The organism is Haloferax marinum, assembly GCF_009674625.1.
Taxonomy (GTDB): domain Archaea; phylum Halobacteriota; class Halobacteria; order Halobacteriales; family Haloferacaceae; genus Haloferax; species Haloferax marinum.
In genome coordinates, this window is the sequence record NZ_WKJQ01000001.1 from 300436 (window position 1) to 324085 (window position 23650).

The window sequence follows — 23650 nt, forward strand, 5'->3', positions numbered from 1 at the left end:
CGTCGGTAACTCCGACTCATGAAAGTCTCCGTCGTGGTCTGTACGTACTCGATGGAACGGTACGGGTCGTTCTCCGAGACTGTCGAGAGCGTCCTCGAACAGACCTACGAACCCCTCGAAGTCGTCATCGTCGTCGATGGAAACGAGGAGGTGTTCGCTCGCGTCGAAGACGACTTCGGTGATATCGACGACGTCGTGCTCCACATCAACGACGAGAACCGCGGTATCTCCTACAGCCGAACGAAAGGTGCCGAACTCGCCTCCGGTGACGTCGTCGCGATGATAGACGACGACGCGACTGCCGAACCGGACTGGATAGCGAAACTCGTCCAGACCTACGAGGAGAACCCCGAAGCCGTCGCTGTCGGCGGTCACGTCGTCCCCGACTGGGTCGCCCGCAAACCCGACTTCTTCCCCGAGGAATTCTACTGGCTCGTCGGCTGCGACGAACGCGGATTCGGTGAGCACATGGATGAGGTCCGGAACACCTACGGTTCGAACATCTCCTTCAAGCGCGACGTCTTCCTCGAAGCCGGTGGCTACGACACGAACACCGGTCGAAAAGGTGACAAACACGTCCAAGCTCACGAGGCCCCGGTCTGTATCCGAATCTACAACAACACCGGCAAGCGCGTCATCTACAACAAAGAGGCCCGCGTGAACCACAAACTGTTCGAGTACCGGACAGAGTTCGACTGGCTCGTCTTCCGGTCGTTCTGGCAGGGCTACTCGAAGCGTGTGATGGACCTCCTGTACCCCGAGGCGTCGGGCGACAAGAACGACTATCTGCGTGACTTGATGCTCGTCTACGTCGTCGACCGACTCAAGAACCTCGTCAAAGACCCGTCGATGGCGAAGGTTCAACAGTTGATTGCCATCTTCGTCTTTACTGCGGCGGTCGGGTTCGGATACGTCTACGGGTTGTTGACGCCGAATCTGGTGGAGAAGACGAACCGCTGACACTCGACAATGTCTATAAACACGCCACATCAAAACCCAGGTTCGGAAGAGTCACCGATGCATATTCTATACTACCTCAATCAGTTTCCGAAGATATCCGAGACATTCGTGTTGAACGAAATTCGAGAGTTGCAGAGGCTCGGCCATCGGGTTACTGTGGTTTCGCTCAAGGATGCTGAAACGGACATAATCCACGACGAGTTCGAGGAGTTGGACATCGATATTCACTACATCTCTTACCCTTCTGCCAGGGATATTGTCTCACTTGCAACCTACCTGCCCCGCCTCCCTGCAGCACGTTTTGGAGACGGTGCACGTGCCATAACTCGTCGGCTGGCGATTCGCTATCTGTTCTTGAGAACACTTCAAGTCGTCTCATCTCTCGATACGACTCCCGATCTGATCCACTCACACTTCCTAGATTGGCCGAAACACGCTGCTGCTGCAGTATCGGACCTCGTTTCAATCCCATTTACTGTAACAGCCCATGCGTTCGGACTCTTTCGCGACATCAACATTGACGGGACCACTTCGTTGTTGAACCAGGCCACTGCAGTGGTTACTATTTCTGAATATAACCAGGATTACATCGAAGAGACGTTCCACACCGATACACCTGTACACGTAATTCACACAGGGATTCGTCCTGACAAATTTTCTGGGTCAGTGGATGCTGGTGAAGCAACGACCATTCTCTCTGTGTGCCGGTTTGTAGAAAAGAAGGGAATCGAGTACTCACTCCGTGCTATTTCTGAACTCGTCGATAACCACCCCGAAATCACGTATCACCTCATCGGTTCGGGAGAATTGGAGACCGAACTTCGACAACTCTGCTCCGAACTAGAAATCGAAGACAACGTGATGTTTTTAGGATCAGTCAGCGACGAGCGTCTACTTGATGAACTCTCTTCTTGTGGTATCTTCGTCTTACCTTGTGTGATTGCCTCTGATGGTGACCGGGATGGGATCCCAGTGGTGTTGATGGAGGCGATGGCAATGCAACGACCCGTCGTGACGACGAACGTGTCTGGGATAACTGAACTCGTGTCCGACGAAGTCAACGGATTAGTTGTCCCTCCTCGTGACGCTGCAACACTCGCGACAGCGATCGACGATTTACTGGCTGACGACGAAAGACGTCGTGAGTTCGGGAAAATGGGCCGCGAAAAAGTCGTCGAGTCGTTCGACATCCGGAAGCAGAGTCGGGTTCTGCTGGACCTCTTTACGTCTCTAGTTCAGCAGTAGTTCCTTTCAGTTTTATTCGGCTAGTTGTTTCAGCCGTTTTTCTGCCTCGTCTCTGTCCTCCGGATACCCGATATCCATCCGCCATCCGTCGATGCGGATGGCGTCTATGGTGCGCCCAGAGCGGATGAGTAGGTCGATTGCCTCGCTGATCTCGTACTCATTCCGGTTCGATGGCTGGACGAGGTGACACGCGTGGAAGATTGCAGGGGTGAACGTGTAGAACCCGGTCATCACTAGATTCGACGGAGGTTCTTCGGGTTTCTCTATGACTTCGGTGATCTCGCCGTAATCGTTCGTCACGCAGACCCCGTAGCGAGAGGCGTTGTCCCACTCGACCTCTTCGACGAGGAAAGCAGCATCAGCGCGGTCCTCCCGTTGTCGTTTGACGACGTCACCGAGGTTCGCGTTGAAGATGTTGTCACCGAGCATCAGCATGAAGTCCTCGTCGATGTGGTCTTCGACTGTGAGGAGGGCGTGGGCGAGGCCCTTCTGTTCACGCTGGTGGGTGTACGTGATGGGAACGCCACGATACTCGTCGTCGTAGTGCTGAATGATGACTTCTTTTTTGTAACCGACTACGACGACGAGTTTGTCGGCACCGAGGTCGACAAGTTGGTCGAAACAGTGCGTGAGGATGGGTTTTCCGGCGACTTCGACCATCCCTTTTGGCTTGTCTTCGGTAAGGGGGCGAAGGCGAGTGCCTTTGCCAGCGGCGAGAACTACTGCTTGCATATTTCAGCGTTAATCTGTTGTGTGTATATATCTTACTTTAAATTATTGTACATTTCTGTAGCTGGTAACCTGCGATTTGGCTCATCAAACGACATTTGGTTCGGGAGATAACAGAAATACCTCGGGAGATGGTGAAGATTCCCCACCAACAGTTTCATATCTACAATGATTTTAGAATGAACTCACGAGTCTGAACGTTGTACAGGCTTGAGAGGAACTAGTGTCCCGAACTTGCCTGTTTGCTCAACCAAAATTGAGCGCACACGCAAAATCAGTCCCCATTTCAATTTCTATCACCAGTAAACGCTTTTTCATAGGCATCTACGACAGACTCTAATGTGTGATTCTGTTGTATGTACCGTCGTGTATCACGACACATCTTCTCACGTGTGTCAACATCGCCAGCGATTTCTTTTACATCTTCTTTGAGCCTCTTCATCGAACCCGAGTGCCGACCAAGATTGTGTTCCTCGATTCTCCCATCAAACGCATATTTGAGCGAAATCACTGGTGTCCCAAAGCGCCATGCTTCGAGAAATGTATTAGGAAGTCCCTCAAAATCAGAAGTATTGACTAGTGCCTTAGCTCGCTTGAAATACTGATCAATTTCTCCAGGTTTAACAAACCCCTCGAAGTCTAAGTTCTCGACTTGTTGAGCCATTTTTTCTATCTCTTTGGCATACTCTGGGTCATCGTCATCTGGTGGGCCAATGAGAACGAATGACTCATTCGGGATTGCTTTGCTTAACTCGATGAATCGCATCGGTCGTTTCTGCTTCTTGTCTAGTCTTCCTACCCACAAGACATATTCACGTTCTTCTGCAGGAACGATTTCGGAATCAGGTGACAGTGAGTATCCATTCGTTATAATAGTTGATTCGATACCATGTTCGTCGTTGAGAACTGACCGTTGATGTGGTGTCTGCGCGATCACGTTGTCGGCTGATCGGATCGACTCAACGAATATTGTACGGTACAGTGGAGAAAACCGTTCAAGATGTTGTGGTTCGATATCTGCGTCATTCGACACCGAGTAGACGAAAGTGTAATTGAATAGTCTACAAAATGTTGACGCAAGAACGCAGAGGAAATCGTTTCCACGGACGAAGACTGAATCTGGTTCACATTCGTATATTGTTTTCCAGACAGCGGCTGTTTTTTTAGGTGCTCCAGAAACACCTCGAACGTCGGGGATTGTTTTCCAAACCTCGAACCCATCGATGGTTGTTTTTCGCTCCCCATCGTTAAAATTCCGTGTCACTAATGCAACCTCGTGGCCTCGTTCACGGAGCATTTTTGCAATCAGGTACTGTTGCCTTTCTGCCCCACCTGCTCCTGACTCAAAGCCTGTGGACAAGAAATTGTGTATCTTTGGGGATAAAATGCAGATTTTCATATTGTTGATGTGTGGTTTGGTGTGTGTTTCACGAACCGTCGTATATCAGTGGTTCGTACCATTCTCTTTCGGATTTGTACCAATCAATGAACTCTTTTACTCCGTGTCGGATACTGACCGATGGTTCATAGCCGAGAACATCCTTCAATTTTGTCACATCTGCGTGAGTGTGCTCTGCATCGCCCTCAAACCTGCTCGCATATTCAATCTCAATACCTGGGTTTATCTCGTTCACTACCGTCTCCGCAAGTTCTTGAATACTAATATTATGGTTACTACCCACATTGAGGATTTGTCCATCTGCAGAGCTGTCGGTTAGTAGTTTTTCATTCACATTGACAGCATCTGAGATGTATGTGAAATCCCTCGTCTGTGATCCATCACCGAAGATAATAGGAGACTTTCCATTCATGCAACGTGATACAAAATTCGATATTGCCATGTTCGGCCTCATTCGCGGTCCATACACAGTAAAGTAGCGAAGCGACACAGTTGGCAGTCCGTACACTTCATAGAATACCCGAGAGTATTGTTCAGTTGCGAGTTTAGATACACCATAGGGGCTAACAGGTCTCGCTGGGTGAGACTCGTCAAACGGAAGGTATTGTGAAACCCCGTAGATAGAAGAAGAACTCGCTACAACCACCCGTTCAACCTCGTTTTTTCTAGCGGCATTAAGTACATTCAGGGTACCACCTACGTTCACGTCATTCGGTTTTTGTGGGTTTTCTACACTCTTTCGGACGCCCGCTTGTGCAGCTTTGTGAAAAACTATGTCGACATCTTCTACGAGGTCGTTTACGAGGTCTTCGTCTCTAATGTCGCCCTTGACAAGTTTGAAACTGCCATCGGTCTCTCTTGATACTTCTCTGCATAATTCTACGTTGTATTCTTTCAGGGAAGTACTATAGTATGGGTCGAAATTATCTAACGTGATAACATCGTGTCCACCTCCAATAAATCGTTCAGCAATCTGACTCCCGATGAAGCCAGCTCCCCCCGTTATCAATATCTGCATGTTATGCCCGAGTCGAATGGGAGATATCTTAAATTCCCCGCTCTACAATAATCTGAACGTAATCTGTTGTCAATGATGGTTTCGAACCCCCTGTTCCAGCCCTACACTATTCTAAAGTCTGTAGCCATTGTATGGTCTTCCGATTGGCTCCCTATCAGCAGACTTTCGGGTGGTTCTAATCCTATACTCCCTCTTATCTCTAACCTACCTGAGCTGACCGATTCGTAGCCGGATATCTCACCACCTATACCACTCGCTAACTGATGTTATTCATTTCTCATTTCTCGGCTGTCCCGGTTTAAATTATGATTCTGCATGGCCATTTGCTTTTGTTATCTTTAGTTGGATGCTGAACTAGCAAAAATTCATTAAGATTTGTACATGTCCAGTTTGGCAATTATTCTCGTATTCCGATTGGCTTTGCCGGCACACCAGCGACGATCGACATAGGGTCCACGTCATCAGTCACAACGGCCCCCGCTGCAATAATGGCGCCATCACCAATATTCACATCTTTCAAAATTGTAACACCACATCCGATCCAAACATCAATGCCAATCTGTATTGAACCTTCAACGAGTGGTTGGTCTTTGATCATTCGTTCAGGACGAGTCCCGTGGTTGTGCGAGTGCATGCTCACTTTTTGAGCTATTCTCGTACCATCTCCAATTGTAATCTCTCCTGATAAAAATCCGAATTCGTGAACCGTACAATTTTTACCGATTTTGATACCACTGCCTCTCGGTTTGAACACAGTGCTGCCAAATATTCTAGTTCCATCTCCAACATCCATTAACTCAGGAGGATCAACACGAGCTGTTGGTGCAACTGAGCATTTTCTCTGATACTCATAAATCCCACGTACTTTACCAATGTATTTGCTCATAAAAAACACGAAGAAAAAGGGGTAATGAAGTATCTTCAAAATTTGTCGAAAGAGACTACGTAATCTACTGTCACTCATCGATATACCCAAGATGATTTAATCGCTCACTCACGTCGGTGTCAATGTCCTCTTGTGTTATCTCTCCACTTTTGATCGTCCGCCTTTGATCACTTGAATATACAATCCACGGCACCTCAATCAGTCCGTATGTTCTTTGTTGGGCGGGGTGTCCGTAGATCGGAAGTGGGAATGGGAACGAACGAGTTCCAAATTCGTTTCCATGGTCTGCTGTGATTACTGCTTTTCCAGGAAGACTCTCAGCTAGTTTTTTCGCCTTTGGGACGACCTCGTCAAAGTTCTCTATGTACGCTTTCCTCACTGTTTCCTCATCTACCTCCCCATTTTGCAATTGTGTCCAGATATCCACGTCAATATTAGATTCGATTTTGTCCCCCCCTGTAAAGGAGCGGTGCTTTGGGAGTTGGTTTTGGCCAGTTACACCGATAAATGGGTAGTGAGGCTGCATGAAGTGAGCGACGACTCGCTTGTTTGGATACTCACGCACAGCCTCCATGGTTGCTTCAACAATTGTCTCAGGCAATACCGTATTTAAATCTTCATTCCAACCGAAATCCCACACATTCACCACTTTATAGATTCGATCGTCATAATTCGACACCCAAGGGTTAGCGGTCACCCACACAACATCATCAAGAGGCCGGTCGTTGGCATTGTATTCTATAAACTCAATAGAATTTGAACCGCCCGATATCCTTGATTCAACATCTGCTTGTCCAAAATCGTATTCTCTAATACAGTCGTACCTAGCTGCGTCCAATATTATCAGAAAGTCCCAATCTTCTTCAAACACCTTGGCTCCCTTTCGAGTTTTTGAAAGGATTTTTGAAGCAAACTCCCTGTTAATTCGGTCCATAACAAGAGTTGGATTGCGCAGTCCAAGCAAAAACTTCTCAACAAGCGACATCGATACTCAATGTATACCAATCCTGGCCCTATAAATGATTTTCTATCAAATATTCAATCGAGAAATGGTTTTATACGAGTAATGAATGTGTGGGATAAACTGATGGCCATCAGAATACAACTATAAATCGGTCATTGAAATATGAAGCTACTGTATTCCAAAATAAAAAGTCCCAATATTGATAACTTGACAGGGACATTTATATGTGAATAACCATCACAATGCAACAATATGTTGTTTCTTGACCTAGACGAAGCTACCTCTTCGACAGACTTGGTGTTGGACCTCGGGACTAAAGACGGACGAAAAACTGCGGAAATCGATGCAGATGTTGCCGCTGTTGACTTGGTATTTGCCGAGGATAGATCTGATGAACTGTCGTATATTCGAGGAGATGGTACTAATTTACCATTTGCTGACAATACGTTCGATGCGGTTTATTGTGATCAAGTCTTGGAACACGTGAAAAATGAAGAAGATTTCATTTCAGAGATTGCTCGTGTCTTGAAACCTAATGGGTGTCTATGGTTGGCATTTCCAAACCGGTACGCTGTCAACAGCCCCCATGAAACACCGTGGTGGATCTCCTTGGTGCCCAAATCTGAGCGTTGGGCTGCCTTGCTATCGGAAGACGAGGCATCCTATTACATAAATCACGAGTGGCCAGTTGGCCCAACTCGAGCTAGGCAAGTCTGTAACAAGTATTTTGAACATGTTGAGTTTGCTTCCCTGAGGTTACGCGATGAATATCGGGATTGGTTTGTCGGAAATAAGAGAACAAGCGTGTACCCGCCGACGACATCTGGAAAATCATTCGATAAAATCCTTCCTGCAATTTTGGCAATTGGACATGTTTCTCTGTTTATGTATGTCTTCGAACGACTTTGGCCGCATAGCGAGTACGTTTGTCGCTTACCAAAGAGTTGAAAGAAGTTCGTGTAACCCTATCTATTTGATGACCTATTCAACCGGATTTTTTAACCCATTGAACCCTTATTAGGGTTCTGAAAATCGAATAACACCACGCGAACTGCATGACCTATTTGCGGACACTCGCGTGACCGACCACCCAAGGGTTATGGACATGGGTAACTCGCATTTGGGAGTGTGTGATGTCACTCTTCGATGAGATTTCGTTCGACGTAATTAAGGCAACTGCATACGCTCCCAATTTTCTGCTAAAATTAAGGTCTTAACTCACCCTAAGCATTGGTTCCAATGGAATTAGAGACAACCGCAGTCGTCATCATCAACGACTGAGGCGGAAGATTCAACAAGCTCTCGTCATCATCGGTGATTCCCTTGGACTAATCTTCGAGCTTAACGAAGAGCGAGAGAGCGTGCTCACTGCCGTTCCAGATCTGTTGTTGATTTATCGGGGTAATTTCGCACACAACGCCTAATGAATGAGACTGTAATAATGCGTGAGGTTGTACGAATAGTTCGGTTTCGTCGTGAATCTAGTGTCTATTATTCCTTGAGTCCATAGAAGCCCCAGTTGTAACATTGAGAGATAGATATTGTAAATCCAACCATCCCAGTAGGACTAACTAGAGCTTGCGGTTCTATTGTGCATATCCTAAGTCTCGAAGGTGATCTTCTAGATTACTATCTATCGTACGTTCCCGAGTTACGTCTGGGTCTCGAGTGTTGAGGTCCTGAGCACTCGTTTCAACCCATGGAACACGTTTTACGATGGGGAAGGGCAGACCCTCCGGATGACCGTACTGAGCCATCTCCCCGAAGGCCTCACCGTGGTCTGCCGTGATTGCAACCCTTTCAGCATCGACGTTGTCTAAGAGTTCTTCTACCTCGTCGAGGACATATCTGAGCGTCTCACGATAGACTGGATAAACGTCTTCACGGTTAACATCGCCACGTTCCATCAACTCGTAGCCTTTAGCCTCTGTTTCGGTGGCGGGGCGGTCCTCTTTGATAGCTCCCCCGATGTATGGTAGATGAGGTTGCATGTAGTGGACGATAATCCTGTCCTGATCTCGCTCCCGTCCAGCTTTGATAACTCTGTTTGTCAACGTGTCAGGAAGAACAACTTTGTATGTGTCATCTCTTCTTTTCCACGAGAGATCTAACTCATAGAAATCATCTCTTCCAACTACATTCCAACTGGAGACATCAAACGGTATCGTATTGTTCGCTGGTGGATACCTACCCTGAACGATTACCTTATCTGAAAATGGATTTCCGGATATATACGTTGTTTTGTTAATTTCGTCACTGTACGTTTTCGTGAATGTCTTCGCCATCCATTCGGCTGATTGGGTTCCAACAGACCATCGTGTGTCGACTTCCTCAATGAACTCGTATTCGTCCATTACCTCGCGTAACGTATCTACACGACACGCGTCAAGAACGATGAGCAAATCCCACTCCTCGTCGAAGACGTTCTGGCCGGGCTCGCACCGAGATGTTAACCCGTACCACAGTGAGAGATAGATAGTGAATGGAATGTAGAGCAGCCCGCGTAACCCCATGTCGCTGACTCGTTCTCGCATTTCACTGAACCACTCTCTAACCGACAGTTGCATACCCGTCGGTGCTCAGTCGAGCAGTAAGAAGTGACCGGTTGCCGATTTCGTTGCTGTCGAAATTACGTGAACGTTGCCGGGAGGTTGTCTCGGACTGTCTTGCGGAATTGCCGAGAGATACCGAACAGAGTTCCAAAGTACGCCCCAGCACCGACACCGACGAGAACGATTACGACCCCGAGACTTGCCCCAAACAGGGATTTTCCAGCCACGACCAAGGCACCCATCAGGCCTGCAGCGACCACTTGTTTTCCAATCTCGCGGTATGGGATCTTGACTGTGACGTATCGACTGACCTCGGTGTACGAGTAGAGGACACTCACTCCAGCCGAGATAGTCGTCGCGACAGCAGCACCGTACCACCCATAGAGATACACGAGCAGTATATTCAGCACGAGATTGAGTCCGATGAAAATAATATTTATCCGAAACGTCGATTCCGGGTGGTCCATCGCATCGAGGGCATTCGAGAACTGTTGCTCATACGAATAGATGAGTTGGGCGAAGACGAGGATAAGGAGTATCTGAGCGCCGATAGCAAACTCACCACCGTAAATCGAAAGAATTTGCTCTCCAACGAGGGCGCTGCCGACAAAACCGGGTATCAAAAAGAGGCCAGCGTACGCAAGCGAGTTAGAAATCGCCTCACGAACCTTCTCTGTCTCTTCATCGGCTGCGAGTGAACTGATTTCAGGGAAGTGTGCTGTACTAATCGACACACCAAATATCGCGAATAACGCCGCGATGTTCCACGCTATCTCGTACACCCCAATCAGGCTCTTCGAGATAAAGAAGCCAAGAATTATCGTGTCCATCGAAAGCCACGAACGGCCTTTCAGCGGGCCAATCCACGAGTATTTGGCGAACGAGGTGAGTTGACGGAAATCGTCGCGTGAGGGTATCGTTGGGCGATATGAGATGAAGTACAGAGAGACTACAATTCCAATAAGGCCGGAGATAATGTACCCCCAGATGAGACCGAACAGCGCATACCCAAGGACGATTAAACCAATCTGGAATATTGCTCTTCCACCCCACCAGACTGCGGGCATGAGTCCGGAGATGTGGACTTTATGTTGCCCAACGAGAACAAACTGGAGAAATTGGAAAATAACGTTTACTGCGAGCATCGCGACGACGAACTCACCCACAGGTGCACCGATGTACTGGTCGACTCGTCCTCGAAGCAGATAGACGAGACTCCCGATTACGAATAGGAGCCCGAACTGCGCCAAGCCAGCGGCGTTCAAAACACCCTGTCGGTCGTCGGACTCGCTTAGCCGCTTTTTCACCGACTGGTGGAGTCCGAGGTCAGAACCGATGGTGAGCCACGCGATGACTGAGACGACGAGTGCGTACTGGCCGAGAACCTCAGACCCGAGCGTTCGTGCGACGTATAAATTGACTGCAAACCCAGAGACTGAGAGGACGATTTGTCCAGCAAAGTGAACGATCGATGTCTGACCACGCTTCATCCGACTTTTTCTATTCACGGTCGGTTGTTATACGTTCTGTCACCGAGTTCCACTCGTGCCGGACTCACCTCGCAAAAATAGAGAGACAACGTTTTTCAAAACTGGGAGACTCTCTCGCAGATAATGCCCACCCCCGACTCCGTCTGCATCCTCGTCCCCACCTACGACGAGGCTGCGACAATCGCCGACGTCGTTTCTGACTACCGAGACGAAGGATTCGACAATATCCTCGTCATCGACGGCGGCTCCACAGACGGGACACAGGAACTCGCCGAAGAGGCCGGTGCCCACGTCGTCGTCCAGTCTGGCTCAGGGAAAGGCCAGGCCGTCAGAGAAGCCATCGAGGAACACATCGAGACGGAGTACATCCTGATGCTCGACGGAGACGGAACGTACGAACCGACCGACGCGGAGAAGATGCTCGCACCGCTCGACGACGGCTACGAACACGTCATCGGTGACCGATTCGCCGACATGCGCGAGGGAGCGATGACGAAACTGAACCAGATCGGGAACAGAATCATCAACCGAGCCTTCGCGCGCATCCACGGAGAAGACCTCAAAGACATCCTCAGTGGGTATCGGGCGTTCACGCGCGACTCGTTCATGGAGATGACGCTCACGTCCGACGGGTTCGGAATCGAGACGGAGATGGCCGTCGAGTGTTCGAAACACAACATCAAGACCACCGTCGTCCCGACGACGTACTACCCACGCCCCGACGGGTCGGACACGAACCTGCACCCGATTCGCGACGGCGGTATCATCTTCCTCGAACTCTATCGCCGGGCGAAGACCAACAACCCACTGTTCTACTTCGGGAGCGTCGGCCTCGCGTCGACGGCGACGGGACTGGGTCTGGCCGTCTACGTCGCATACGAGTGGGTCGTCCGGTCGATCTCACACGAGGTCATCGCCGTCGTCTCGGCGGCGGGCATCCTCTTCGGCGTGCAACTGCTGATGTTCGGCGTCCTCTCGGACCTCATCCTCTCGTTGCACCGCGACCAGATGAAACGCATTCAAGAACTGGAGTAAGCGAGTCGAGGTGGCAACGAAGCGGTCCGAGGTGGCAACGAAGCGGTCCGAGGTGGCAACGAAGCGAGTCGAGGTGACAGTGAGCCCAACCGTCGTGGTGTGGCGGTCCGACGACCCCTAGAAGGGTACGAGCGACCGAAGACGGGCGAAGATGCTTTTCGACGCGTTCGCGCGGAACTCCTCGAAGACGGGGTGGAGTGATTCGAGCAGTTCTCGGCGTGATTCGAAGTGGTCTTTCGACGTCGCTTCGAGCGCTTCGTCTATCGTGACCGTGTTCCCCGCGGCGTCGATGGGGACGTCGACGTGTTCGAGCGCCTGCGCAATCGTCCGCCCGTCTGCCGGGTAGTCGATGTCGGCGGCGTCGACATCGTCAGACAGTGCGGCGATGCCGAACTCGATAGCATCCGGCTCTGACGTATTGTTCTGCGGCGGTTTCGCAGCCATCGAATACTAGTTGCGTGGTGGGAAGTGAAAAATCCCCGTCTATTCTCTCGCGCTACAGCGACCACTCGCTCCTCTTGTCAGCGAGACGAACTCGACAGGCACCGTTGGGATTAACCCCGACGAGCGCCAGTTCCCAGCCATGACGGAGTACACGACAGTTTCTATCCCGAAGGAACTGGCAGCGCGTGTCGAAGATACCATCGAGGGAACCACGTTCTCCAGTACGAGCGACCTCGTCAGATTCCTTCTTCGGAGTATCGTCATCCAGCACGAACGTTCTGGTGGCGAACTCTCGGACGCAGAGTTTCAAGAAATCGCAGACAACCTGCGCGACCTCGGCTATCTAAAATAACGACCGAGACACACGCCGAGGTGATTGGCGGGTCGTTTTCAGAGCTCTTCTTCGGGTGGCTCGGCGTCGACGACGACGAGGTCGAGCTTTCTGCCCGCGCGGTCGAACGCGCCGAGCGTTCGTTCTTCCCACGGTGGGACGGCGAGGAGGACGACTGCGGCCAAGTCGTCTCGTTCGGTGAGTTCGAACGGTCCTTGCGGGTGGGTGATGAATCGCGCACGTCCTCGACCTGCTGGTGTCCCGAGGTCGATGCCGAAGATGGCACTGACAGACCCGCCCGCTTCGGCCATGTAGAAGTGTGTGAGAACTGGCGTCTCCGCGTCGAGTCCGAGGTCCGCCTCGAACTCGCCCGCGGGAGTCGGCGCGAGGACGAGGTTCATCGCCGACGGCTCGGCGTCTTCTGCCATGTCGAGGAGCACGTCCACGAGACCACGGGTCACGTGAATCTGGCGGTGCTCTGGGTGACTCCCCGACTCTGCCACCGCCGATTGGACTGCTTCGTCTTCGTTGGCCACCCCTCCTCCATCTGCAGAGAGTCGTCTCTCGTCGGTCATCAGTCGGAGACCATCGACTTGAACGCCGAGACGTACGCACTCGGGAGGTTCTTTCGGGCGTTCGAAAGCGCCGTTCTGAGTTCGTCACCCGCGTTCTCCATGACGCCCGCACCGTGCCCGACGAGGAGACGTTCGGGGTCGAACTGCGAGAGGACGCGACGCGGCGGGAACGGTCGGAGCATCGGATGGACGCCGAGTCGTTCGCTCGCGGCGCAGTAGTAGTCGACCGTTCCGACCGCTTCGGGGAGGATGAGCGTTCTCGTCTCGTCGTGGTAGAAACCCACTTCCTGCCACGGCGGGACCGCTCGGTCTACGACTCTGAACGTTCGAAATCCGGAGTCTGCGAGTTGCGTTCCGAACCGCTCGACAGGTGCGTCGAGTTCGTCAGCGACGCCTGTCATCCACGAGGCGACGTAGACCGGAACGTCGTGGCGAGTTGCGATAGCGGCCGCATCGCGTTTGTGTCGGTCCAGGCCGACGACGACCCCGACGACGTCGCCGAGTTCGTCGAGGAACTCGTCTAATCCGTCGGCATCGACGGGGTCGAACACCCAGACGTCGCCGTCGACTTCGACGGCGTGGCTGGCGCGTTGCATGGCTTCGTCGGGATACGCAAGCCAGCCGGCACCGTGGTCCCATCGGTCGACTTCGCGGAGGTGAGCGCGTCCGCTACCTTTCATTGGCATGATAGTAACGTAGGGCGGACTGTGCATAAGCCCTCTCCCGCCGGCCGATACACCCGGTTTCGTCTCCTCGGTCGTGGCGGCAGCGACGGTGGGTGAGAGAACTACCGGCGACGAGTGGGATAACAGAAGAGGTGGAGGCGAACACGAGAACTGGCGCGAGAGGGAGGGGTAGAGACAACAGGTGAGAGGGAGGGGTAGAGACAATAGACGAGAGGGAGAGAGCGCGACAGACGACGTCTCCAGTGTCGTGCGGACGCCTCGAGTAGTGGGCGCTTAGAGGTTGTCGGTGTTGATATCGACGCCTGGTGGGGTGACGACGAGGAACTTACGGAAGTGCATCAACTGGCCACCCATATCTTTCACGTCGCGCGCGAACCCGGACGCGAGTTTGTTCAGGTCACCGTCGATAGCCAGCATCAGGGTGTTTCCGCGAGCGACGGTCTGGACCCACTCTTCCGGTGGGGTGGACCCGTCGAGGACGCCGAGGACCACGTCACCTTCCGGGTCGTCCTCGTCCAGGTGTTCTTCGGCAGTCTGCAAGTTGAGGTTGAAATCGCCCATACCCGGTCGGTTGTCGAGGGACGAGAAAAGGGTTCGGTCACCCGTTGTGGGTGCTGCTGTCTCGAGGAGACTGAACGTGGACCAGTTTACGGACCAAACAACCGGTCAGACACCGGGCTTTGTGACACGTGCTGCCTCACGACCCACTCCACATTCGTCCAATCGAGGGTGCGCGAGAGCAGGTCGAATTATTGTTTCTAAACAACAGTGAGTAAATTAATCGAACTAATTATCCGAACACTGACCGAGTGTATCAAGTCACTATATGACATGATACAGTATTAGGCCATTTATGTCGTGCGATTAGTCGCGAGTGGCACTCACACACAATCGCAGGTGAACGACCGTGATACTGTCTGTGAGAAACATTTTTATACTAGTTGCCACACCGAACTGACACATGTCTCACAACGACACGGAGGATTCGTCGGGTTCCCCGGCGGGTCGAGTTCTTCCAGGGCACATTAGCCCAACAATCTGAAATCGAAGACGTACGAATCTTCGACACGACACTCCGCGACGGCGAACAGTCACCGCGAACCTCGTTCAGCTACGAGGAAAAGCGCGACATAGCCGCCACCCTCGACGACATGGGCACCCACGTCATCGAGGCAGGGTTCCCCGTGAACTCTGATGCGGAGTTCGAGGCAGTCGCTGATATCGCTGCTTCGGCGGACAACTCGACGACGTGCGGACTGGCCCGCGTCGTCGACAAGGATATCGAAGCCGCGCTGGATTCCGGCGTGGACATGGTGCACACGTTCGTCAGCACCAGCGACGTCCAACTGGCCGACTCGATGCACGCCTCTCGCGAAGAGGCCGTCGAGCGTGCTGTCCGCAGTGTCGAACGCGTCCGCGACGCGGGCGTCGAAGTAATGTTCTCTCCGATGGACGCCACCCGAACGGACGAGGAGTTCCTGATCGAAGTCGTCGAAGCGGTCTCCGAGGCCGGCGTCGACTGGATCAACCTCCCCGACACGTGTGGTGTGGCGACGCCGACTCGCTTCGCCCGGATGGTCCGGATGGTCCGCGAACACACCGACGCTCGAATCGACGTGCACGCGCACGACGACTTCGGACTGGCGTCGGCGAACGCGATGGCCGGATTCGAAGCAGGCGCCGCACAGGCGCAGGTGTCGGTCAACGGCATCGGAGAACGTGCTGGGAACGCCGCCTACGAGGAGGTCGTCATGGCCGCTGAATCCATCTACGGCGTCGACACCGGCATCGATACCACTCGAATCACCGAGCTGGCCCGCATCGTCGAGAAGGCCTCCGACATCCCGATTCCGGCGAACAAGCCGGTCGTCGGGCAGAACGCCTTCTCCCACGAGAGCGGAATCCACGCCGCCGGTGTCATCGAGAACGCCGACACGTTCGAACCGGGCGTCATGACCCCCGAGATGGTCGGGGCAACCCGCGAGTTCGTACTCGGCAAGCACACGGGGACGCACTCGGTTCGCAAGCGCCTCACCGACATCGGGTACGAACCGACGGACGCCGAGGTCCGCGAAGTCACCCGACGCGTCAAGGATTACGGCGCGGAGAAAGAGCGCGTCAACGACTCGACGCTCGAGGCGTTCGCCCGCGAGGTCGGCGTCACCCACGAGGACGAGAGGGAGGAGGTCCGCGCCTGATGGCGCTGGGCTGTGGCCCTACTGGGCGACCGCCCGGCACCCGCTCTCGGTCGGCGAGCAATCGTTGCCCGTCGCGAAACAGTTATTATACACCGGGAGTACGTGTGCCATACGATGAATCAGCACGGCGCACAGCTGGCACCCGCTTCACCGCACGCAGCGGTAAGCGAAGGCACCGTCGCTGCTGTTCGGTCGCTCATTATTGTAGGGGCATAGCCCCCTCACACTCCATCTCTCAGTCCTCGGGTTCGAACCGTTTTCAGACACTTCAGCAGTCCCCAACCATGGAGCACCAGTTCCACATCAACGACCGACAGCACACGTATCGACATCGACCGACAACACATCCGCACGGAGGGCAGCCATGAGCGAACGCACCGCCGCCTCGACTGAACCGGACACGTCGTCGGACGACGAATCCACGAAGACGGAAGTGACCTCGGGCGCGACGGCAGTCGTCCGCGCCCTCGAGAACGCTGGCGTCGAAACGGCGTTCGGCGTGCAGGGAGGGGCAATCATGCCCATCTACGACGCCCTGTATCACTCCGACATCCGTCACGTGACGATGGCACACGAACAGGGCGCAGCACACGCCGCAGACGCCTATGGCGTCGTTCGCGGTGACCCTGGCGTCTGTCTCGCCACGTCCGGGCCCGGCGCGACGAACCTCGTGACTGGCATCGCCGACGCCAACATGGACTCCGACGCGATGCTCGCGTTGACCGGTCAGGTCCCTTCGGACATGGTCGGCTCTGACGCGTTCCAGGAGACGGACACGACGGGCGTCACTGCCCCCATCACGAAGCACAACTATTTCGCGTCCTCTCCAGACACCGTCGGTGACACCGTCGGTGAAGCCTTCGCGCTGGCCGGTACGGGCCGACCTGGCCCGACGCTGGTCGACCTGCCGAAGGACACGTCGCTCAGCGAGACCGACCGCGAACCCGGTGAGGCCAAGCCACCGGAGACGTGTCGGCCTCGCCTCGACCCCGACGAAGCGGAGGTCGAAGCGGCCGCACGCGCAATCGAGCGCGCGGAGAAACCCGTGCTCCTGTTCGGCGGTGGCGTCGTCAAAGCAAACGCGACAGCGGTCGCCCGGCAGTTCGCGACCGAGCACCAGATTCCGGTCGTCACGACCATGCCCGGAATCGGTACGATGCCGGAAGACGACGAACTCTGCCTCTCGTGGGCAGGGATGCACGGTACTGGCTACGCCAACATGGCCATCACGCACACCGACTGCCTCATCGCGGTCGGGACGCGTTTCGACGACCGCTTGACCGGCGGTATCGATACGTTCGCCCCCGAAGCAGAAGTCGTTCACATCGACATCGACCCGGCGGAAATCTCGAAGAACATCCACGCTGACTACCCGGTCGTCGGCGACGCCGGCCGTGCCCTCGAGGCGATCGACGCCGCGATGGAACACAGTCCGGAAGCACCCGAGTGGCGCGAACAGTGCCTGACGTGGAAAGACGAGTACCCGATGGATTACGCGGCACCCGACAACGAACCGCTGAAACCGCAGTTCGTCGTCGAGGCGCTGGACGAAGCGACGCCCGACGAGACCATCGTCACGAGCGGCGTCGGCCAACACCAGATGTGGGCCGCCCAGTACTGGACGTTCCGCGAACCCCGTCGCTGGGTTTCGTCGCACGGACTCGGCACGATGGGATACGGCCTGCCTGCCGCCATCGGTGCACGACTCGCTGCCGACGACGACGAGACGGTCGTCTGTGTGGACGGCGACGCCTCGTTCTTGATGACGATTCAGGAACTGTCGGTCGCCGTCCGTGAGAACCTCGACATCACCATCGCTATCCTGAACAACCAGTACATCGGGATGGTCCGCCAGTGGCAGGACGCCTTCTTCGAAGGGCGTCGCATGGCCGCCGGCTACGAGTGGTGCCCACAGTTCGACAAACTCGCTGAAGCGTTCGGCGCTCGCGGGTGGACCGTCGACTCCTACGAGGAGGTTCCCGACGCCATCGAAGAAGCACTGGCATACGACGGCCCGTCGGTCATCGACTTCCACGTCGACCCGGCAGAGAACGTCTACCCGATGGTCTCGTCGGGCGCACCGAACGGCAAATTCGCACTCTCGGAGGACCAATTATGAGTGACCAACAGAAGGGACTGCAAGGACCGGCCCCCGACGAACGACCCCATCCAGAAGGCCGCCGCAACTCGCAAGGGATTCGCATCGACCCCGAAGTGGAGTCAGAACCCGAACGACGCCGCACGGTGTTTTCGGCCATCGTGGAGGACGAACCCGGTGTCCTCTCGCGAATCGCCGGCCTCGCCGCACGGCGCCAGTTCAACATCGAGAGCCTCACCGTCGGTCCGACCACCGTCGACGGCCACTCGCGTATCACGATGGTCGTCGAGGAACCGGACCCCGGTATCGACCAGATAGAAAAGCAGATTGCGAAGCTCAAGCCCGTCATCTCCATCGGCGAACTCGACGACGACGCCGTTCGCACGGAACTCGTCTTGTTGAAAGTCGGTGGTGAAGAACCCGACAAGGTTCACGCCATCACGGAGATGTACGACGGGAAGACGCTCGACGCCGGGCCGGAGACCATCACGGTCCAACTCACCGGTGACGAGCGCAAGATAGACGACGCCGTGGACGCGTTCCGCCGTTTCGGCATCATCGAAATCGCCCGAACCGGCCAGACCGCCCTCGCACACGGTGCGAAGAAGACAGTCCCCGGAGAGGAACCCGGAACCTCCGGCGAACCGACGAAACCAACGACCAATACCCAATGACCGAATTCACCACGACTGTATACTACGACGACGACGCTGACCGCTCCCAAATCGACGACAAGACCGTCGCCATCCTCGGCTACGGCAGTCAGGGCCACGCCCACGCACAGAACCTCGCCGACAGCGGGGTCGACGTGGTCGTCGGTCTCCGCGCAGACTCCTCGTCGCGAGCGGCCGCCCGAGAAGATGGACTCCGCGTCGCGACGCCCGTCGAGGCCGCCGCAGAAGCAGACATCGTCTCCGTCCTCGTCCCCGACACCGTCCAACCGGCAGTGTTCGAAGAGATTCGTGACGAACTCGAACCTGGTAACACCCTCCAGTTCGCCCACGGGTTCAACATCCACTACAACCAGATTCGACCCCCGGAAGACGTCGACGTGACGCTCGTCGCGCCGAAGTCGCCGGGCCACCTCGTCCGCCGGAACTACGAGAGCGGAGAGGGGACGCCAGGCCTCATCGCCGTCTACCAGGACACGACCGGCGACGCCAAAGAGGAGGCACTCGCCTACGCCCACGGAATCGGCTGTACCCGCGCGGGTGTCATCCAGACCTCGTTCCGCGAGGAGACCGAGACCGACCTGTTCGGTGAGCAGGCCGTCCTCTGTGGCGGTGTCACCTCCCTCGTCAAGCAGGGCTACGAGACGCTCGTCGACGCGGGCTACTCCCCGGAGATGGCCTACTTCGAGTGCCTGAACGAACTGAAACTCATCGTCGACCTGATGTACGAAGACGGACTCGGCGGCATGTGGCACTCCGTCTCCGACACTGCGGAGTTCGGCGGCCTGACGCGCGGTGACCGCATCGTCGACGAACACAGTCGCGAGCGCATGGAAGAAGTCCTCGAGGAGGTCCAAGACGGAACCTTCGCTCGTGAGTGGATTCTGGAGAACCAGGCGGGTCGCCCGTCGTACTCCCAACTCAAGGAAGCCGAAGAGAACCACGACATCGAGGAAGTCGGCGGCCGTCTCCGCGAGCTGTTCGCGTGGGCCGACGACGAAGACGACACAGAGAAAGCCGAAGCACCCGCAGACGACTGACCCACACAACGCACAATGACACGAGACGAGACACGAGACGAGACACGAATGCGAGACATCAGCCACACCAACCCGAACACGGGCGAGACGTTCACGACGGTCTACGAACGCGGCCCGGCCGTCGCAGACGGGAGTGGCGAAACTGCGGAGTCGCCCGAGATGACGGGCGGGTCCGAGACGATGGACGACGTCGACCACACTCCCCGAAACAAAACCGGGGCAAACGAGGTCTGGAAACGAGGCAAAGACGGGAAGCCAACCGCTGGTGACGTAGATGAGTAAGGGCACCCTCTACGACAAGGTGTGGGAAGAACACACCGTCTCCGAACTCCCGACCGGTCAGACGCAGTTGTTCTGTGGCCTGCACCTCATCCACGAGGTGACGAGTCCGCAGGCGTTCGGTATGCTGCAGGAACGCGATTTGGAAGTCGCCTACCCAGAGCGAACGCACGCAACCGTCGACCACATCGTCCCCACGTCGGACCAGTCGCGGCCGTTCCGCGACGACGCCGCCGAGGAGATGATGGCCGAACTCGAACAGAACGTCCGCGACTCGGGAATCAACTTCTCTGACCCGACGTCCGGCGACCAGGGTATCGTCCACGTCATCGGGCCAGAGCAGGGACTCACCCAACCTGGCACGACCATCGTCTGCGGTGACAGTCACACCTCGACTCACGGCGCGTTCGGTGCGCTCGCGTTCGGTATCGGAACGAGTCAGATTCGCGACGTGCTGGCGACCCAGACCGTCGCGATGGAGAAGAAGAAGGTTCGCAAAATCGAGGTCACGGGCGAACTCGGACCGGGCGTCGAAGCGAAAGACGTCATCCTCGAAATCATCCGTCGGCTCGGAACGGAAGGCGGCGTCGGCTACGTCTACGAGTACGCCGGCGAAGCCATCGAGAACCTCGACATGGAAGGTCGGATGAGCATCTGTAACATGTCCATCGAAGGCGGTGCTCGTGCAGGGTACATCAACCCCGACGAGACCACCTACGAGTGGCTGAAACAGACCGACTACTTCCAGGAGAACCCCGAGAAGTTCGACGAACTCAAGCCGTACTGGGAGTCCATCCGTTCGGACGACGACGCCGAGTACGACGACGTCGTCACCATCGACGGGTCGGAACTCGAACCTGTCGTCACGTGGGGAACCACGCCTGGACAGGGCGTCGGAATCACCCAACCCATCCCGGAACCAGAAGACCTGCCCGAAGAAAAGCAGGACACCGCCCGGATGTCGCAAGAACACATGGGCGTCGAACCCGGCGAGACGATGGAAGGCTACGAGATCGACGTCGCCTTCCTCGGGTCGTGTACCAACGCCCGAATGCCCGACCTGCGCCGTGCTGCAGACGTCGTGAAGGGTCGCCAAGTCGCGGACAGCGTCCGCGCGATGGTCGTCCCCGGCAGTCAGCGCGTCAAGGCCGCCGCAGAGGCAGAAGGCCTCGACGAGGTGTTCAAAGACGCGGGCTTCGAGTGGCGAGAAGCAGGGTGTTCGATGTGTCTCGGCATGAACGAAGACCAACTGGAGGGCGACGAAGCGTCGGCGTCTTCTTCGAACCGAAACTTCATCGGTCGGCAGGGGTCGAAAGACGGCCGCACCGTCCTGATGAACCCCCGAATGGTAGCCGCGGCGGCTATCACTGGGGAGGTAACTGACGTGCGCGAACTGAAGGAGGTGACCACGGCATGACCGACGAGATTCCAGAAGTAGAGTACGTCTCCGGGTCGGGCGTTCCCATCCGCGGCAACGACATCGACACGGACCAGATAATTCCGGCCCGGTTCATGAAGGTCGTCACCTTCGACGGCCTCGGTGAGTTCGCGTTCTTCGACCAGCGATACGACGAGAACGACGACACCAAAGACCACCCGATGAACGAACCGCAGTTCCAGGACGCGTCGGTCATGGTCGTCAACGCCAACTTCGGCTGTGGCTCTTCGCGCGAACACGCGCCGCAGGCGCTCATGCGCTGGGGCATCGACGCCATCATCGGTGAGTCCTTCGCAGAAATCTTCGCGGGCAACTGTCTCGCACTGGGTATCCCGACGGTCACCGCCGACCACGAGACCATCGTGGAACTCCAAGAGTGGGTCGACGAGAACCCCGACGGCGACATCGACGTCGACGTGGAAGCCGAGACGGTCACCTACGGTGACAAGACGGTCGAAGCGACGGTAGACGACGCACAGCGAAAGGCGCTCACCGAGGGCGTCTGGGACACGACGGCGCTCATGAAGTCGAACGCCGACGCAGTCGCCGAGAAAGCCGCATCCTTGCCCTACGTCGATGACTGAGGAAATCGTCGTCATCCCCGGTGATGGCATCGGAAGCGAGGTCATTCCCGCCGCCGTCGACGTCCTCGACGCAGTCGGCGACTTCGAGTTCGTGGAAGCCACCGCTGGGGACCACGTGAAAGAAGCGACGGGCGAAGCACTCCCACAGGAGACCTACGACCTCGTGGCTGAGTCTGACGCGACCCTGTTCGGTGCGGCAGGCGAGACGGCCGCCGACGTCATCCTGCCGCTTCGAACGGCCGTCGATTCGTTCGTCAACGTCCGCCCGGCGAAAGCATACCCCGGCGTCGACGCGCTGCGCCCCGAGACGGACCTCGTCTTCCTTCGGGAGAACACCGAGTGCGTCTACTCGGGCCACGAAGACCGCCTCTCTGACGACCTCTCGACGCTCACCCGCGTCGTGACGACGTCGGCGTCCGAGCGACTCGCGGAGTACGCCTGTGACTTCGTCGGCGGCGAGGGTGGCCAGTTCCACGTCGCCCACAAGGCGAACGTGATGCGCGAGACGGACGGTCGATTCCGAGACGCCGTCGTCTCCGTCGCTGACGAACGCGGCGTCGAGGCGGAGGAAGTCCTCATGGACGCCTTCGCGACACACGTCTGTCTCGACCCCACGCAGTTCGACACCATCGTCTGTCCGAACCTCGCGGGCGACGTGTTGTCCGACCTCGCTGCCGGTCTCGTCGGCGGCCTCGGACTGCTCCCGTCGGCCAACATCGGGCCGGACACCGCCCTGTTCGAACCGGTCCACGGCTCTGCACCCGACATCGCAGGCGAAGGCATCGCCAACCCGGCGGCGACCATCCTCTCGGCCGCGATGTTACTCGACTACCTCGACTACGGTGACGAGGCCGAACAGGTTCGGGCGGCCGTCGAGGGCGTCCTCGAAGACGGGCCGCGAACCCCCGACCTCGGTGGCGACGCTTCCACGGAAGACGTCACTGCGGCCATCCTCGACCGCCTCTAACAGCGACTTCCACTTTTCTCTCGCAGGGCAGCGCCTCGTGTAGCGTCGAGACTCGGGTTTT

The 23650-nt window shown here is 55.8% G+C and carries 24 protein-coding genes; 13 read left to right on the forward strand and 11 right to left on the reverse strand.

The window, feature by feature from the left end:
* The first annotated feature begins 18 nt into the window (after window positions 1-18).
* Both aglG and GJR99_RS01510 read left to right on the forward strand, forming a co-directional pair.
* Entirely contained in the window at window positions 19-960 is a 942-nt protein-coding gene (gene aglG, locus GJR99_RS01505) for a glucosyl-dolichyl phosphate glucuronosyltransferase (protein ID WP_151108912.1), read from the forward strand.
* A gap of 9 nt (window positions 961-969) precedes the next feature.
* Window positions 970-2205, forward strand: a complete 1236-nt coding sequence (locus tag GJR99_RS01510; RefSeq protein ID WP_151108913.1) for a glycosyltransferase family 4 protein — start codon at window positions 970-972, stop codon at window positions 2203-2205.
* 12 nt (window positions 2206-2217) lie between these two features.
* Here GJR99_RS01510 and aglF read toward each other — a convergent pair whose 3' ends face one another.
* From aglF to GJR99_RS01535, 5 genes are all read right to left on the reverse strand, one after another.
* Window positions 2218-2937 (reverse strand): UTP--glucose-1-phosphate uridylyltransferase AglF, encoded by a 720-nt coding sequence (gene aglF, locus GJR99_RS01515; protein ID WP_151108914.1) that lies wholly within the window; start codon window positions 2935-2937, stop codon window positions 2218-2220.
* A gap of 283 nt (window positions 2938-3220) precedes the next feature.
* Window positions 3221-4333: a glycosyltransferase family 4 protein gene (locus GJR99_RS01520; protein ID WP_151108915.1), complete on the reverse strand. Its 1113-nt coding sequence runs from the start codon at window positions 4331-4333 to the stop codon at window positions 3221-3223.
* Window positions 4334-4361: 28 nt separating this feature from the next.
* Window positions 4362-5351 (reverse strand): SDR family oxidoreductase, encoded by a 990-nt coding sequence (locus GJR99_RS01525; protein WP_151108916.1) that lies wholly within the window; start codon window positions 5349-5351, stop codon window positions 4362-4364.
* Window positions 5352-5748: 397 nt separating this feature from the next.
* Window positions 5749-6237 carry an acyltransferase gene (locus GJR99_RS17780; protein WP_151108917.1) on the reverse strand — a complete coding sequence of 163 codons (489 nt, stop codon included), beginning with the start codon at window positions 6235-6237 and terminating at the stop codon, window positions 5749-5751.
* A gap of 70 nt (window positions 6238-6307) precedes the next feature.
* Window positions 6308-7222 (reverse strand): alkaline phosphatase family protein, encoded by a 915-nt coding sequence (locus tag GJR99_RS01535; protein WP_151108918.1) that lies wholly within the window; start codon window positions 7220-7222, stop codon window positions 6308-6310.
* Window positions 7223-7453: 231 nt separating this feature from the next.
* On the opposite strand from GJR99_RS01535, the gene GJR99_RS01540 reads away from it, so the two are divergent.
* Window positions 7454-8149: a class I SAM-dependent methyltransferase gene (locus tag GJR99_RS01540; RefSeq protein WP_151108919.1), complete on the forward strand. Its 696-nt coding sequence runs from the start codon at window positions 7454-7456 to the stop codon at window positions 8147-8149.
* Between the two features lie 638 nt (window positions 8150-8787).
* Here the strand turns inward: GJR99_RS01540 and GJR99_RS01545 are convergent.
* Both GJR99_RS01545 and GJR99_RS01550 read right to left on the reverse strand, forming a co-directional pair.
* The gene (locus tag GJR99_RS01545; protein WP_151108920.1) at window positions 8788-9768 is read right to left on the reverse strand and encodes an alkaline phosphatase family protein; all 981 of its coding nucleotides are present in this window, start codon (window positions 9766-9768) and stop codon (window positions 8788-8790) included.
* Between the two features lie 62 nt (window positions 9769-9830).
* Window positions 9831-11243 (reverse strand): lipopolysaccharide biosynthesis protein, encoded by a 1413-nt coding sequence (locus GJR99_RS01550; RefSeq protein ID WP_151108921.1) that lies wholly within the window; start codon window positions 11241-11243, stop codon window positions 9831-9833.
* A gap of 123 nt (window positions 11244-11366) precedes the next feature.
* Here GJR99_RS01550 and aglJ point away from each other — a divergent pair, with 123 nt between their 5' ends.
* The gene (gene aglJ, locus GJR99_RS01555; RefSeq protein ID WP_151108922.1) at window positions 11367-12278 is read left to right on the forward strand and encodes an S-layer glycoprotein N-glycosyltransferase AglJ; all 912 of its coding nucleotides are present in this window, start codon (window positions 11367-11369) and stop codon (window positions 12276-12278) included.
* 117 nt (window positions 12279-12395) lie between these two features.
* On the opposite strand, the gene GJR99_RS01560 is transcribed toward aglJ, so the two are convergent.
* Entirely contained in the window at window positions 12396-12722 is a 327-nt protein-coding gene (locus tag GJR99_RS01560) for a hypothetical protein (protein WP_151108923.1), read from the reverse strand.
* Between the two features lie 139 nt (window positions 12723-12861).
* Between GJR99_RS01560 and GJR99_RS01565 the strand changes: the two genes are divergently transcribed.
* Entirely contained in the window at window positions 12862-13074 is a 213-nt protein-coding gene (locus GJR99_RS01565; RefSeq protein WP_151108924.1) for a ribbon-helix-helix domain-containing protein, read from the forward strand.
* 38 nt (window positions 13075-13112) lie between these two features.
* Here GJR99_RS01565 and GJR99_RS01570 read toward each other — a convergent pair whose 3' ends face one another.
* From GJR99_RS01570 to GJR99_RS01580, 3 genes are all read right to left on the reverse strand, one after another.
* Window positions 13113-13628, reverse strand: a complete 516-nt coding sequence (locus GJR99_RS01570; RefSeq protein ID WP_225317586.1) for a hypothetical protein — start codon at window positions 13626-13628, stop codon at window positions 13113-13115.
* Window positions 13628-14314 (reverse strand): MBL fold metallo-hydrolase, encoded by a 687-nt coding sequence (locus GJR99_RS01575; protein WP_191967051.1) that lies wholly within the window; start codon window positions 14312-14314, stop codon window positions 13628-13630. Before GJR99_RS01575 ends, GJR99_RS01570 begins: the two co-directional genes overlap by 1 nt.
* A gap of 273 nt (window positions 14315-14587) precedes the next feature.
* Window positions 14588-14875: a DUF5779 family protein gene (locus GJR99_RS01580; protein WP_151108926.1), complete on the reverse strand. Its 288-nt coding sequence runs from the start codon at window positions 14873-14875 to the stop codon at window positions 14588-14590.
* 380 nt (window positions 14876-15255) lie between these two features.
* Here GJR99_RS01580 and GJR99_RS01585 point away from each other — a divergent pair, with 380 nt between their 5' ends.
* The 8 genes from GJR99_RS01585 to leuB all read left to right on the forward strand — a co-directional run bounded on the left by GJR99_RS01585 (window position 15256) and on the right by leuB (window position 23589).
* Entirely contained in the window at window positions 15256-16512 is a 1257-nt protein-coding gene (locus tag GJR99_RS01585) for a LeuA family protein (RefSeq protein WP_154325920.1), read from the forward strand.
* Between the two features lie 364 nt (window positions 16513-16876).
* The gene (gene ilvB / locus GJR99_RS01590; RefSeq protein ID WP_151108927.1) at window positions 16877-18631 is read left to right on the forward strand and encodes a biosynthetic-type acetolactate synthase large subunit; all 1755 of its coding nucleotides are present in this window, start codon (window positions 16877-16879) and stop codon (window positions 18629-18631) included.
* On the forward strand, window positions 18628-19284 hold the full coding sequence (ilvN, locus tag GJR99_RS01595; RefSeq protein ID WP_151108928.1) for an acetolactate synthase small subunit: 657 nt from the start codon (window positions 18628-18630) through the stop codon (window positions 19282-19284). Before ilvB ends, ilvN begins: the two co-directional genes overlap by 4 nt.
* Window positions 19281-20321: a ketol-acid reductoisomerase gene (gene ilvC, locus GJR99_RS01600; RefSeq protein WP_151108929.1), complete on the forward strand. Its 1041-nt coding sequence runs from the start codon at window positions 19281-19283 to the stop codon at window positions 20319-20321. Before ilvN ends, ilvC begins: the two co-directional genes overlap by 4 nt.
* 15 nt (window positions 20322-20336) lie before the next feature.
* On the forward strand, window positions 20337-20603 hold the full coding sequence (locus GJR99_RS01605) for a hypothetical protein (RefSeq protein WP_151108930.1): 267 nt from the start codon (window positions 20337-20339) through the stop codon (window positions 20601-20603).
* Window positions 20596-22017 carry a 3-isopropylmalate dehydratase large subunit gene (leuC, locus tag GJR99_RS01610; RefSeq protein WP_151108931.1) on the forward strand — a complete coding sequence of 474 codons (1422 nt, stop codon included), beginning with the start codon at window positions 20596-20598 and terminating at the stop codon, window positions 22015-22017. Before GJR99_RS01605 ends, leuC begins: the two co-directional genes overlap by 8 nt.
* A complete protein-coding gene (gene leuD / locus GJR99_RS01615) occupies window positions 22014-22622 on the forward strand; it encodes a 3-isopropylmalate dehydratase small subunit (protein ID WP_151108932.1) in 609 nt (202 codons plus the stop codon). Before leuC ends, leuD begins: the two co-directional genes overlap by 4 nt.
* The gene (gene leuB / locus GJR99_RS01620; protein WP_151108933.1) at window positions 22615-23589 is read left to right on the forward strand and encodes a 3-isopropylmalate dehydrogenase; all 975 of its coding nucleotides are present in this window, start codon (window positions 22615-22617) and stop codon (window positions 23587-23589) included. Before leuD ends, leuB begins: the two co-directional genes overlap by 8 nt.
* Window positions 23590-23650: the final 61 nt, after the last annotated feature.

Excerpts from the sequence above, each read along its gene's own strand:
- GJR99_RS01565 (WP_151108924.1), top strand. The coding sequence starts at position 12,862 with ATGACGGAGTACACGACAGTTTCTATCCCGAAGGAACTGGCAGCGCGT.
- GJR99_RS01510 (WP_151108913.1), top strand. The coding sequence starts at position 970 with ATGTCTATAAACACGCCACATCAAAACCCAGGTTCGGAAGAGTCACCG.
- aglF (WP_151108914.1), bottom strand. The coding sequence starts at position 2,937 with ATGCAAGCAGTAGTTCTCGCCGCTGGCAAAGGCACTCGCCTTCGCCCC.
- ilvC (WP_151108929.1), top strand. The coding sequence starts at position 19,281 with ATGACCGAATTCACCACGACTGTATACTACGACGACGACGCTGACCGC.
- ilvN (WP_151108928.1), top strand. The coding sequence starts at position 18,628 with ATGAGTGACCAACAGAAGGGACTGCAAGGACCGGCCCCCGACGAACGA.
- aglJ (WP_151108922.1), top strand. The coding sequence starts at position 11,367 with ATGCCCACCCCCGACTCCGTCTGCATCCTCGTCCCCACCTACGACGAG.
- GJR99_RS01575 (WP_191967051.1), bottom strand. The coding sequence starts at position 14,314 with ATGCCAATGAAAGGTAGCGGACGCGCTCACCTCCGCGAAGTCGACCGA.
- aglG (WP_151108912.1), top strand. The coding sequence starts at position 19 with ATGAAAGTCTCCGTCGTGGTCTGTACGTACTCGATGGAACGGTACGGG.
- GJR99_RS01580 (WP_151108926.1), bottom strand. The coding sequence starts at position 14,875 with ATGGGCGATTTCAACCTCAACTTGCAGACTGCCGAAGAACACCTGGAC.
- GJR99_RS01535 (WP_151108918.1), bottom strand. The coding sequence starts at position 7,222 with ATGTCGCTTGTTGAGAAGTTTTTGCTTGGACTGCGCAATCCAACTCTT.
- ilvB (WP_151108927.1), top strand. The coding sequence starts at position 16,877 with ATGAGCGAACGCACCGCCGCCTCGACTGAACCGGACACGTCGTCGGAC.
- leuC (WP_151108931.1), top strand. The coding sequence starts at position 20,596 with ATGAGTAAGGGCACCCTCTACGACAAGGTGTGGGAAGAACACACCGTC.
- GJR99_RS01545 (WP_151108920.1), bottom strand. The coding sequence starts at position 9,768 with ATGCAACTGTCGGTTAGAGAGTGGTTCAGTGAAATGCGAGAACGAGTC.
- GJR99_RS01550 (WP_151108921.1), bottom strand. The coding sequence starts at position 11,243 with ATGAAGCGTGGTCAGACATCGATCGTTCACTTTGCTGGACAAATCGTC.
- GJR99_RS01560 (WP_151108923.1), bottom strand. The coding sequence starts at position 12,722 with ATGGCTGCGAAACCGCCGCAGAACAATACGTCAGAGCCGGATGCTATC.
- GJR99_RS01570 (WP_225317586.1), bottom strand. The coding sequence starts at position 13,628 with ATGACCGACGAGAGACGACTCTCTGCAGATGGAGGAGGGGTGGCCAAC.
- leuD (WP_151108932.1), top strand. The coding sequence starts at position 22,014 with ATGACCGACGAGATTCCAGAAGTAGAGTACGTCTCCGGGTCGGGCGTT.
- GJR99_RS01520 (WP_151108915.1), bottom strand. The coding sequence starts at position 4,333 with ATGAAAATCTGCATTTTATCCCCAAAGATACACAATTTCTTGTCCACA.
- GJR99_RS01540 (WP_151108919.1), top strand. The coding sequence starts at position 7,454 with ATGTTGTTTCTTGACCTAGACGAAGCTACCTCTTCGACAGACTTGGTG.
- GJR99_RS01605 (WP_151108930.1), top strand. The coding sequence starts at position 20,337 with ATGACACGAGACGAGACACGAGACGAGACACGAATGCGAGACATCAGC.
- GJR99_RS01525 (WP_151108916.1), bottom strand. The coding sequence starts at position 5,351 with ATGCAGATATTGATAACGGGGGGAGCTGGCTTCATCGGGAGTCAGATT.
- leuB (WP_151108933.1), top strand. The coding sequence starts at position 22,615 with ATGACTGAGGAAATCGTCGTCATCCCCGGTGATGGCATCGGAAGCGAG.
- GJR99_RS17780 (WP_151108917.1), bottom strand. The coding sequence starts at position 6,237 with ATGAGCAAATACATTGGTAAAGTACGTGGGATTTATGAGTATCAGAGA.